This window comes from Comamonas thiooxydans, from assembly GCF_002157685.2.
GTDB classification, from domain to species: domain Bacteria; phylum Pseudomonadota; class Gammaproteobacteria; order Burkholderiales; family Burkholderiaceae_C; genus Comamonas; species Comamonas testosteroni_H.
The window spans coordinates 4670286-4682143 of record NZ_AP026738.1 but is presented as its reverse complement, the minus strand read 5'-3'; the positions used below and the strand labels follow the sequence as shown (position 1 = coordinate 4682143).

The 11858-nt window shown below is 65.1% G+C and carries 9 protein-coding genes; all 9 read left to right on the top strand.

All coding sequences use genetic code 11. The features are described 5' to 3' along the window. Window positions 1-46 precede the first annotated feature (46 nt). The 9 genes from CTR2_RS21775 to CTR2_RS21735 all read left to right on the top strand — a co-directional run bounded on the left by CTR2_RS21775 (window position 47) and on the right by CTR2_RS21735 (window position 11831). Window positions 47-2164 carry a 3-hydroxyacyl-CoA dehydrogenase NAD-binding domain-containing protein gene (locus CTR2_RS21775; protein ID WP_087081064.1) on the top strand — a complete coding sequence of 706 codons (2118 nt, stop codon included), beginning with the start codon at window positions 47-49 and terminating at the stop codon, window positions 2162-2164. 241 nt (window positions 2165-2405) lie between these two features. Beyond that, complete coding sequence (locus CTR2_RS21770) at window positions 2406-3602, top strand: acetyl-CoA C-acyltransferase (RefSeq protein ID WP_003062624.1); 1197 nt, start codon at window positions 2406-2408, stop codon at window positions 3600-3602. A 148-nt stretch (window positions 3603-3750) separates the two neighbouring features. Next, the gene (locus tag CTR2_RS21765) at window positions 3751-4950 is read left to right on the top strand and encodes an acyl-CoA dehydrogenase family protein (protein ID WP_087081066.1); all 1200 of its coding nucleotides are present in this window, start codon (window positions 3751-3753) and stop codon (window positions 4948-4950) included. Between the two features lie 139 nt (window positions 4951-5089). Then, window positions 5090-6217, top strand: a complete 1128-nt coding sequence (locus CTR2_RS21760; RefSeq protein WP_087081068.1) for an acyl-CoA dehydrogenase family protein — start codon at window positions 5090-5092, stop codon at window positions 6215-6217. A 179-nt stretch (window positions 6218-6396) separates the two neighbouring features. Continuing rightward, entirely contained in the window at window positions 6397-7188 is a 792-nt protein-coding gene (locus tag CTR2_RS21755) for an oxepin-CoA hydrolase, alternative type (RefSeq protein ID WP_087081070.1), read from the top strand. 40 nt (window positions 7189-7228) lie between these two features. Further along, window positions 7229-8482 carry a CaiB/BaiF CoA transferase family protein gene (locus CTR2_RS21750; protein ID WP_087081072.1) on the top strand — a complete coding sequence of 418 codons (1254 nt, stop codon included), beginning with the start codon at window positions 7229-7231 and terminating at the stop codon, window positions 8480-8482. A gap of 78 nt (window positions 8483-8560) precedes the next feature. Then, a complete protein-coding gene (locus CTR2_RS21745; RefSeq protein ID WP_087081074.1) occupies window positions 8561-9577 on the top strand; it encodes a Bug family tripartite tricarboxylate transporter substrate binding protein in 1017 nt (338 codons plus the stop codon). Window positions 9578-9835: 258 nt separating this feature from the next. Then, window positions 9836-10849 (top strand): Bug family tripartite tricarboxylate transporter substrate binding protein, encoded by a 1014-nt coding sequence (locus tag CTR2_RS21740; RefSeq protein WP_087081076.1) that lies wholly within the window; start codon window positions 9836-9838, stop codon window positions 10847-10849. Between the two features lie 7 nt (window positions 10850-10856). After that, entirely contained in the window at window positions 10857-11831 is a 975-nt protein-coding gene (locus CTR2_RS21735) for an NAD(P)H-dependent flavin oxidoreductase (protein WP_087081078.1), read from the top strand. The last annotated feature ends 27 nt before the right edge of the window (window positions 11832-11858 follow it).

Below are 11858 nucleotides of genomic sequence, written 5' to 3'. Positions count from 1 at the left end.
GTCGTAAAAATAAAGCCCATTCCATAAAGAGATTCAGGAGACACGCATGACCGCCGAAGCCAGCACTTCTGTCGTTGAACTCAAGCAAGACGGTGACGTCCTGCTCGTCAGCGTCAACAATCCGCCCGTCAATGCGCTGGGCGCTGCCGTGCGCCAGGGTCTGATGGCGGCCATGGAGCAGGCCGATGCCAGTGCTGCGGTCAAGGCCGTGGTCATCGTGGGTCAGGGCAAGGCTTTCATCGCCGGTGCCGATATCCGCGAATTCGGCAAGCCTCCGGTCCAGCCTTTCCTGCCCGATGTCTGCAACCGTATCGAGGCCTGCAGCAAGCCCGTGGTGGCCGTGATTCATGGCGCGGCACTGGGTGGCGGTCTGGAGATCGCCATGTCGGCGCATTACCGCCTGGCGCTGCCGGGCGCGAAGCTGGGTCTTCCCGAAGTCTCTCTGGGTCTGGTGCCCGGCGCCGGCGGCACGCAGCGTGCACCGCGCCTGATGGGCGTGAAGGCCGCGACCGAGCTGATGCTCAGCGGCCAGCAGATCGGCGCCAAGGCCGGACTGGCAGCCGGTCTGGTGGACAAGCTGGAAGAGGGCACGGACCCCGTGGCTGCGGGCCTGGCCTATGCGCGTGAATTGCTGGCGCAGGGCGCACCGCTGCGTCCCGTCAGCGCCACGCCGGGTCGTCTGGCCGACAAGGCAGCCGCCCAGGCGGAACTCGATGTGCTGCGTGCCGACACGGCCAAGAAGTCGCGCGGTCTGTTCTCGCCCCTGAAGATCATCGATTGCGTGCAGGCCGCGCTGGATCTGCCTTTTGCGGAAGGCCTGAAGTTCGAGCGTGCCCAGTTTCTGGCCTGTATCGACAGCCCGCAGCGCGCCGGCCTGATCCACGCCTTCTTTGCCGAGCGCGAGACGGCCAAGATTCCCGAGGCCCGCGCTGCCCAGCCGCGCGCCTTCAGCAAGATCGCCATCATCGGTGGCGGCACCATGGGCGCGGGCATCACCGTCTCGGCGCTGGATGCCGGCCTGGTCGTGACCATGATCGAGCGCGATGCCGAATCCATCGCACGCGGTCAGGCCAATGTGGAGAAGGTCTACAACGGCCTGATTGCCAAGGGCCGCATGAGCGAGGAAGCCAAGGCCGCCATCATGGCTCGCTATACGCCCTCGACCCGCTATGACGACATTGCCGATGTGGATCTGGTGATCGAGGCGGTCTTCGAAGACCTGGAGGTCAAGAAGGCCGTGTTCAGGGAGCTGGACCGCGTCTGCAAGAGCGGCGCCGTGCTGGCCACCAACACCTCGTATCTGGACATCGACGCGATTGCCGCCGTCACCAGCCGCCCGCAGGACGTGATCGGTCTGCACTTCTTCAGCCCGGCCAACATCATGAAGCTGCTGGAGATCGTCGTGCCCGCCAAGGTGGCCCCCGATGTGGTGACCACGGCCTTCGAGCTGGCCAAGAAGATGAAGAAGGTGCCGGTGCGCGCCGGCGTCTGCGACGGCTTTATCGGCAACCGCATTCTGGCCACCTACAAGCAGGCCGCCGACTACCTGATGGAAGACGGTGCCAGTCCCTACGAGATCGACGAAGCCGTGCGCGGTTTCGGCTTTGCCATGGGCCCCTTCCAGGTCACCGATCTGGCCGGCGGCGATATCGGCTGGGCCACGCGCAAGCGCCGTGCTGCCACGCGCGACCCCAAAGCCCGTTATGTGGAGATTGCCGACCGCATCTGTGAAAACGGCTGGTTTGGTCAGAAGACGGGACGCGGCTTTTACCTCTATCCGCAAGGCGCGCGCATCGGTCAGCCCGACCCCGAAGTGCTGGCGATTGTGGATGCCGAGCGCGCCAAGAAGGGCGTGACACCGCGCCCGTTCACGGCCGAGGAAATCATGCGCCGCTACATGGCCGCCATGGTCAACGAAGGCGCCAAGGTGGTGGGCGAGGGCATTGCGCTGCGCCCGTTGGATGTGGATGTGACCTTTATCTCCGGCTACGGCTTTCCGCGCCACCGCGGCGGCCCCATGAAGTGGGCCGATATGCAGGGCCTTCCCAAGGTGCTGGCCGATATCGAAGCCTTTGCCAAGGAAGACGCGCTGTTCTGGAAGCCTGCGCCGCTGCTGCAGAAGCTGGTGGCCGAGGGCAGGGACTTCGAAAGCCTGAATAAGTAACACCCCCTGAGGCGCTGACGCGCCTTCCCCCTCTCTCGCTTCGCGGGAGGGGGACGATGCCTTCGCTGCGGGGCGGCCCTTGCTGGGCATCCCTTGCTTGAGTTGCGTCCATTGCTAAGAAAAAAGTAGCTGCTAGCGCTTGATTTGCATGGGTTTCAGTATGAAAAGAATCTGAAATCAATGAATGACAAGCACAGATAGCTATCAAAAGTAGTTTTCAACATTCACAGAGACAAGCACCATGCGTGAAGCCGTTATCGTTTCCACCGCCCGCACACCGCTGACCAAGTCGCATCGTGGCGAGTTCAACATCACTCCTGCGGCCCAGCTGGCTGCTTTCTCCGTCAAGGCGGCGGTGGAGCGCTCGGGCGTCGATCCCGAAATGATCGAGGACCTGATTCTGGGCTGCGGCAATCCCGACGGTTTCCAGGGCCGCAATCTGGGTCGCCAGACCGTGTTGCGCGCCGGGCTGCCGCTGTCGATCGCCGGCACCACCATCACGCGTTTTTGCGCTTCGGGTCTGCAATCCATCGCCATCGCTGCGGGGCGCGTCGTGGCCGAGGGCGTGGACGTGATGCTGGCCGGCGGCATCGAAACCATCTCCGGCATCCGGGCCGGCAACAATCTGCCCACCGACATGGACCCCTGGCTGGTGGAGCACAAGCCCGAGCTCTACATGGCCATGATCGACACCGCCGATGTGGTGGCCAAGCGCTACGGCATCACGCGTGAAGACCAGGATGCATTCTCGCTGCAAAGCCAGCAGCGCACGGCTGCGGCCCAGGCCGCCGATCTGTTCAAGGACGAGATCATTGCCTGCTCCACACGCATGATGGAGAAGAACAAGGAAACCGGCGAAGTCACCTACCGCGACGTGGTGGCCACGCAGGACAACTGCAACCGCGCCAGCACCACGCTGGAGGGGCTGGCCAAGCTGGAGCCTGTGAAGGGCCCTGGCAACTTCATCACGGCCGGCAATGCCTCGCAGCTGTCCGACGGCTCCAGCGCCTGCGTGGTGATGGAAGCCCGGCTGGCAGAGCGCCTGGGCCTCAAGCCCCTGGGCGCTTTCCGCGGCTTTGCCGTGGCCGGCTGCGAGCCTGACGAGATGGGCATTGGCCCCGTGTTTGCTGTGCCCAAGCTGCTCAAGCGCCACGGCCTCACGGTGGATGACATCGACCTGTGGGAGCTGAACGAAGCCTTTGCCTCGCAGGCCCTGTATTGCCAGCGTCAGCTGGGAATTCCCAACGAGCGCCTCAACGTCAACGGCGGCGCGATTGCCATCGGCCACCCCTTCGGCATGACGGGTGCACGCCTGACCGGCCACATTCTGCTCGAAGGCCAGCGCCGCAAGGCCCGCAACCCCAAGGTCAAGTACGGCGTGGTGACCATGTGCATCGCCGGCGGCATGGGTGCTGCGGGCCTGTTCGAGATCTTTTGACGCCCCCTGAGGCGCTGCGCGCCTTCCCCCAAGGGGGACGGCTGCATCGCTGCGGGGCGGCCCTTGCTTGCAGCCTCTGGCGCAAGGGCATGCCAGTTTGAAGATTAAAGGCGCAAGAAGCCGCGCCATGGATTACCAGGAAATAGCAATGGATTTGCAATTCACCCCCCAGGAAGAGGCGTTTCGCGCCGAGGTGCAGAGCTTTCTCAAGGAAAAGCTGCCCAAGCATATTTCGGCCAAGGTCAAGGCCGGCCAGCGTCTGAACAAGGCCGATCAGGACGAGTGGCACGCCATCCTCAATGAGCGCGGCTGGTATGCGAATCACTGGCCTCAGGAGCATGGCGGTCCGGGCTGGGGGGCGGTCGAGAAGTTCATCTTCGACACCGAGTGCGCTCTGGCCGGCGGCCCGCGCATCGTGCCCTTCGGCGTGAACATGCTGGGGCCGGTGCTCATCAAGTACGGCAACGAGCAGCAAAAGAAGTACTGGCTGCCGCGCATTCTGAGCGGGCAGGACTGGTGGTGCCAGGGCTATTCCGAGCCCGGCGCGGGCTCCGATCTGGCCTCGGTGAAGACCACGGCCGTGCGCGATGGCGACTTCTACATCGTCAACGGCCAGAAGACCTGGACCACCCAGGGCCAGCACGCCAACATGATCTTCTGCCTGGTGCGCACCAACCGCGAGGCCAAGGCCCAGGCCGGCATCAGCTTTTTGCTGGTGGACATGAACAGCCCCGGCGTGGAGCTGCGCCCCATCCGCACGCTGGACGGCGACAAGGAAGTCAACGAAGTCTTCTTCACCGATGTGAAGGTGCCTGTCGAGAATCTGGTGGGCGAGGAAAACAGGGGCTGGACCTATGCAAAGTATCTGCTGACCTACGAGCGCACCGGCATTGCGGGCGTGGGCTTCTGCATCTCGGCCCTGGCCAAGCTCAAGGTCATCGCCGCCAAGGTGCACAAGAACGGTCAGCCGCTGAACCAGGACCCGTTGTTTGCCGCCCGCATGGCGCGCGTCGAGATCGACCTGGAGAACATGAAGACCACCAATCTGCGTGTGATCGCTGCCGTGGCCGGTGGTGGCGTGCCCGGTGCGGAAAGCTCCATGCTGAAAATCCGTGGCACCGAGATCCGCCAGGAGATCCTGTCGCTGATCCGCCGGGCCATGGGCGTGTATGCCGTGCCCTATATCGACGAGGCCCAGTACGAAGGCTATGACCAGGCGCCTGTGGGCGGCATCGACGAAGCCGCCACGGCCTCGGCCAACTACTTCAACTACCGCAAGCTGTCGATCTTCGGTGGCTCCAATGAAATCCAGAAGAACATCATCTCCAAGATGATTCTGGGCTTGTGAAATCCCCCCTGAGTCGCTGCGCGCCTTCCCCCCGGGGGGACGACGCCCTCGCTGCGGGGCGGCCCTTGCTGGGCGTCCCTGGCGAACCGGGCGGTGGCATGCGACACCGATTCGTTCGATTGGGTAGAGAGAATTTGTCATGAACTTCACACACACCGAAGACCGCCGCATGCTGGCGGACAGCCTGAACCGCTTTGTTTCTGAGCAGTACGGTATCGAGCAGCGCAACCATTTGGCCTATGGTGCAGAAGGTCACAGCCCCGCGCTGTATGCGCAATTTGCCGAGCTGGGCGCAATCGGCGCGTTGTTCCCCGAAGCGGAGGGCGGCTTTGGCGGCTCTGGCTTTGACATCAGCGTGGTGTTCGAGTCGCTGGGCCGCGGCCTGGTGGCCGAGCCTCTGCTGGGGGCGCTGGTCGTGGGCCAGGCCCTGATTGCGGCCGGCACCGAAGCGCAGAAGCGCCAGCTGGAGGACATCATCGCCGGCAGCGTGATCGCCGCCCTGGCGCACGACGAACCGGGCAGCCACTACGAGCTCAACAAGGTCACGGCCACGGCGGCCAGGAGCGCCACGGGCTGGGTGCTCAACGGCGCCAAGAGCGTGGTCGCCTTTGGCGAAAAAGCCGGTCTGCTGCTGGTGTCGGCGCGCACTGCAGGGGGCATGTTCGATACTGCCGGCATCAGCCTGTTCCTGGTCGACGGCAATGCCGCCGGCATTGCCAAGCGTGGCTATAGCCGCATGGAAGGCGGCCGTGCCGCCGAGCTGACTTTCGAGAACGTGCAACTGGCCGAGGATGCGCTGCTGGGCGCCGAGGGCCAGGGTCATGCCGTGCTCGAGCATGTACAGGGTTTTGCCCTGCTGGCGCTGGCTGCCGAGGCGCTGGGAGCCATGGATGTGGCCAAGCAGAGCACGCTGGAATATCTGCAGACGCGCAAGCAGTTCGGCGTGGCCATCGGTAGCTTCCAGGCGCTTCAGCACCGCATGGCAGATCTGTTGCTGGAGGTGGAGCAGGTGCGCTCCACCGTCATCAATGCGGCCGATGCCATCGACAACGCCCAGGGCACGCAGCGCGAGAAGATGCTGTCTGCCGCCAAGTACACCGTGGGCTCCGTGGGGAGCCTGGTAGCCGAGGAAAGCATACAGATGCATGGCGGCATCGGCATGACCTGGGAGCTGCCGCTGTCGCATTACGCCAAGCGGCTGATCATGATCGACCACCAGTTTGGCGACGAGGATCATCACCTGGCGCGTTTCATGGCCTTGGGCTGAAATGAGCTACCCCCTGAGTCGCTTCGCGCCTTCCCCCTCTCTCTACGCGCTGCGCGCTAGGGGAGGGGGACGACAGCCTCGCTGCGGGGCGGCGCGGCCGGCCCAGGCCCTTGCTGGCTGTCCCTGGCGGAGGGGGGCGGCTACAGGCGGTAAGTGCTGCCTAAAACTGGAGAACGAAGATGAGTGAAGTCCTGCTGACCCGCCGCGAAGGTGCCGTGCTGGTGCTGAGCAACAACAACCCGGCTGCGCGCAATGCGCTGTCGCCCGCGTTCTACGCGGCCGTCACGACCGCGCTGGCGGATGCTGCGGCCGATGTCGGCGTGGGCGCGGTCGTTCTCACAGGCGAGGGCGGGCATTTCTGCGCCGGTGGCGATTTGCGCCAACTGGCCAGGCGCCGCGAACTGCCCGTGGAGCAGCGCCGAGAAAAGCTCGAAGGCCTGCACGATCTGATTCGCGCCGTGCGCGACTGCCCCAAACCCGTCATCGCCGCCGTCGAAGGCGCGGCAGCGGGCGCGGGTCTGTCGCTGGCACTGGCCTGCGATATGCTGGTGGCCGCCCGCGACAGCCTGTTCTCCGTGGCCTATGTGAAAGTCGGTCTGACGCCCGACGGCGGCGCCACGGCCTTTCTGGCCGAGTTCGTCTCGCGGCAGGTCTTGACTGAGCTGTGCCTGACCGGCGAGCGCATCAGCGGCGAACGCCTGCACGCCCTGGGGCCCGTCAACCGGCTGGCCGAGCCCGGCCAGGCTTTGGCCGATGCCGTCGCGCTGGCCGCCCAGATCGCTGCCGGCCCGGACCAGGCCATGGCCTTGATCAAGGACCTGTGCCGGCAGGCGCCGCGCAATACGCTGGAGCAGCAGCTGGAGCTGGAAGCGCAGCACATGGTGAACTCGCAAGGTAGCGAGGAGTCCCGTGAAGGCATTGCAGCCTTTCTCGAAAAGCGCAGCGCCGATTTCACCAAACTGCGTGCCTGAGCACCTGACAGAACCAAGATTTTCCAAGGAGACAAGGCAGATGGCCGACAGCAATACCGAACAGAACCAGGACATCGACTTCCCGCTGGAGGGAGTGAAGGTACTCGATCTGTCCCGCGTCTTCGCCGGGCCGCTGTGCGGCATGGTACTGGCCGACTTCGGCGCCGAGGTGGTCAAGGTCGAGCACCCGGGCCGCGGCGACGACACGCGTGACTGGGGCATTCGCATCGGCAAGACCGAGACCACCTACTACAACAGCATGAACCGCAACAAGCGGTCCATCACGCTGGATCTGCAAACGCCCGAGGGCGTGAAGATCCTCCATGAACTGCTGCCTCAGTTCGACGTGCTCATCCACAACTTCAAGACCGGCGGCGCTGAGAAGCTGGGCCTGGGCTACGAGCAGCTCAAGGCCATCAAGCCGGACCTGATCTACTGCGCAGTGGCTGGCTATGACAGCAGCGGCCCCGAAGCCAAGCGCCCCGGCTACGATCTGGTGATCCAGGGCGAGGCGGGCCTGATGGCGCTGAACGGCGAGGCAGGCATGCCGCCGCTCAAATTCGGCGTGGCCGTGGTGGATCTGGTAACCGGCATGTATGCAGCCCAGGCCGTGCTGGCCGCCTTGTTCCGCCGCGAGCGCACGGGCAAGGGCCGGCTCATAGAGATGGCGCTGTACGACAGCGGCATCACGGTCACCGGCTACTACGGCCTGGATGCCCTGCAACTGGGCCATGATCCCGAGCGCTACGGCAATGCCCACCCCTCCATCGTGCCTTACGGCATGTACGAGTCCGCCGACGGCCCGCTGATCATTGCCGTGGGCAACAACAGTCAGTTCGACAAGTTCTGCCGTCAAGTCATCATGCGCCCCGACATCGTCGAGGACCAGCGCTTCTCCACCAACGTCAACCGCGCCAGGAACCGCCTGGAGCTGCTGCCCATGCTCAAGGAGCTGATCCAGAGCTTCCCGCGCGATCTGCTGCTGGAGCGCCTGACGGCCGCCGGCATTCCCTGCGGCCGTGTGGCCGGCCTGCACGAGGCCCTGACCAGCGAGCGCACGCGCCGCAGCGGCCTGCTGCGCGACATGCCCCATCCCGTGGTCGGCACCACCCCCGTGTTCGCGCCGCCCTACCGCCTGGACGGACAGCGTCTGCCCATCCGCCATGCACCGCCCACGCTGGGTGAGGGCACGCGAGAAGTGCTGCAGCGCCTGCTGACGCTTGATGATGCGCAACTGCAGGACCTGCAAGCCAAGGGCGTTCTCACGCTGCCCCAGGAGCCTGCATCGAGTTGATTCCATAGGCCGGCCACCGGACCACATCAAGCCGCATAAGACGGCAGATAAAGACAGCGACTTCATAGGAGACAAACCATGAGCATCCCAGTCACACGCCGCGATCTTCTGCAAGGACTGGCCGCCATCGGCGGCGGCAGCCTGCTGGCCACGGGCGCCACCAGCGCCCTCGCACAGTCCGGAAAGCCGGCCTGGCCCACCAAGCCGATCCGTGTGGTCGTGCCCTTCAATGCGGGTGGCGCCACCGACATCATGGCGCGCACCATCGGCGAGGTGCTGGCCAAGCGCGTGGGCCAGCCCGTGGTGGTGGACAACCGCGCCGGCGCGGCCGGCATCCTCGGCACCGATGCCGTGGCCAAGGCGGCGCCCGACGGCCATACGCTGCTGCTGTCGCTCAGCACCTCGATGCTGATCAACCAGTTCCTCTACACCAAGCTGCCCTACAACCCGCAAAAGGACATCGCCCTGATCAGTCAGATCGCCGCGGCGCCCGTCACGCTGGTCGTCCACCCTTCGGTGCCGGCCAACAACATGAAGGAACTGCTGGCCTATGTGAAGGCGCACAAGGGCAAGCTCTCGTACGGCTCCTGGGGCGTGGGCTCGTATGCCCATCTGGCCGGTGCCTACATGAGCAAGACCATGGATGCCGACATGAACCACGCTGCCTACAAGGGCGAGGCGCCCATGATCCAGGAGCTGATCGGCGGACAGCTGCAGCTGTGCTTTTCCAGCGCGCTCAACACCAAGCCTTTCATCGATTCCGGCCGTCTCAAGGCCATCGGCGTGACCGGCAAGGAGCGCATGGAAATCCTGCCCAAGCTGCCGACCATCTTCGAGCAGGGAGTGACCGACGACGCCTATTCGATCTACGGCTGGGTGGCCATGGGCGCGCCGGCCGGCGTGCCCAAGGAGATCGTGGACCAGCTCTACGGCCACCTGCGCGAAATCATCAAGGACCCCAAGGTGCTGGAGCGCATCACGGGCGCCGGCTTCATCCCCATGATGAACAGCCCTCAGGCCTTCCGCGACAACTACCAGCGCGATATGCCGGTCTGGAAAGCGCTGGTGGAGCAAGCCGGCGCGAAACTGGATTGACCCCCTGAGTCGCTTCGCCTGGGCGGCCCCGCGCCTTCCCCCTCTCTGCCCGCTACGCGGGGGAGGGGGACGACAGCCTCGCGGCGGGGCGGCGCGGCCGGCTCAGGCCCTTGCTCGCTGTCCCTGGCGTCGGGCTGCGCCGGTTTCATGAGCTGGGGGTGGCGCGTAGCGCCATGGATCACTGGATGACTGATTTTTACGGCCTGCGGTAGCGGGCCACCACCGACGACTGCTTAGACAGCTTAGACAGGAGACTTCATGCACACGCGCACCACCGTACCCCAGGCCCGCGTCACCCGGCGCACCGCTCTGGCACTGGCCGCCGCGCCGCTGCTGGCCGGCCTGGCAGGCCGCGCACTGGCCGAGACCGACTGGCCCGCCAAGATGCTGCGCCTGGTCGTGCCGTTCCCCGCCGGTGGCCCCACCGACACGGCATCGCGCATCGTGGGTCAGAAGCTGGGCGAGCGCCTCAAGCAGACCGTGGTCGTGGAAAACCGTCCCGGTGCCTCGGGCTCCATCGCGGCCGTGCAGGTCGCCAGGAGCCCGGCCGACGGCTACACGCTGATGATGCTGGCCACGCCCACGCTGCTGGCTCCCCACCTGTACAAGAAGGCCGGCTACGACACCGTCAAGGATTTCGCGCCCGTGGCCACGGTCTATGACCTGCCCATCGTCATCGTGGTCAACCCTGCGCTGCTGCCCGATGTCACCGACCTCAAGAGCCTGATCGCCCACGCCAAGGCCCAGAAATCAGTGCTCAACTACACCAGCTCGGGGGCCGGCAGCTTCGGCCACCTGAGCATGGAGCTGCTCAAGCAGATGGCCGGCTTCGACATGCAGCATGTGCCCTACAAGGGCGGCGTGCCCGCCATCACCGACACCATCGGCGGCCAGGTGCCCATCATGTATGCCGACCTCGTAGCCGCGCTGCCCCACATCCAGGCCGGCAAACTGCGCGCCATCGCCGTGGGCTCGCCCCAGCGCGTGAGCATGCTGCCCGACATCAAGACCATTGCCGAGCAGGGCATCAAGGGCTATGACGCCGTTTCCTGGGGCGGCCTGCTCGCGCCCAAGGGCACGCCCAAGGCTGTGGTCGAGCGCATCGCCTCCGAAGTCCAGCAGATACTGGCCGACAAGGACGTCCAGAGCAAGCTGCTCCACGCGGGCGCCATCGCCACCTTCCAGAATCCAGCCCAGCTGGGCCAGCGCATCCAGCAGGACTACACGCGCTGGGGCCAACTGATCCGCGACAAGGGCATTGCTGTGGAGTGACAACGACATGAAGACACGCATCACCGAACTCTTTGGCATACAGCACCCCATCATCCAGGGCGGTATGCACCATGTGGGCCTGGCCGAGCTGGCCGCCGCCGTCTCCAACGCCGGGGGACTGGGCATCATCACGGGCCTGACCCAGCGCACGCCCGAGCTGCTGGCGCGCGAGATCGCGCGCTGCCGCGAGATGACGGACAAGCCCTTTGGCGTCAACCTGACCTTTCTGCCCTCGGTCAATCCGCCCGACTACCCCGGCTATGTCAAGGCCATCATCGAAGGCGGCGTGAAGGTCGTGGAGACGGCCGGCAACAACCCGCAGAAATGGCTGCCTGCGCTCAAGGAAGCCGGCATCAAGGTCATCCACAAGTGCACCTCGGTGCGCCATGCGCTCAAGGCCGAGGCCATCGGCTGCGACGCCATCAGCGTGGACGGTTTCGAATGCGGCGGTCATCCGGGCGAGGACGACATCCCCAACTTCATCCTGCTGCCGCGCGCAGCCGAAGAACTCAAGATTCCCTTTGTCGCTTCGGGCGGCATGGCCGATGGCCGCTCGCTGGTGGCAGCGCTGGCGCTGGGCGCCGAAGGCATCAACATGGGCACGCGCTTCATCGCCACGAAAGAGGCCCCTGTACACGACAAGGTCAAGCAGGCCATCGTGGCGGCCAGCGAGCTGGACACCCGCCTGGTCATGCGTCCCTTGCGCAACACCGAACGCGTGCTGACCAACGCCGCCACCGAGCGCCTGCTGCAAAAGGAACGCGAGCTGGGTGCGGCCATCACCTTTGCCGACATCGCACCCGAAGTGGCCGGTGTCTACCCACGCATCATGCATGACGGCGACATGGACGCAGGCGTCTGGTCCTGCGGCATGGTTGCGGGCCTGATCCGCGACGTGCCCACGGTCCAGCAGCTGATAACCGGCATCATGGACCAGGCCCATGCACTGATCAACGAGCGGCTCGCAGGCTTTGCCCGCTAAGCCTTCACTCTTCAAAACCAGGAAAGA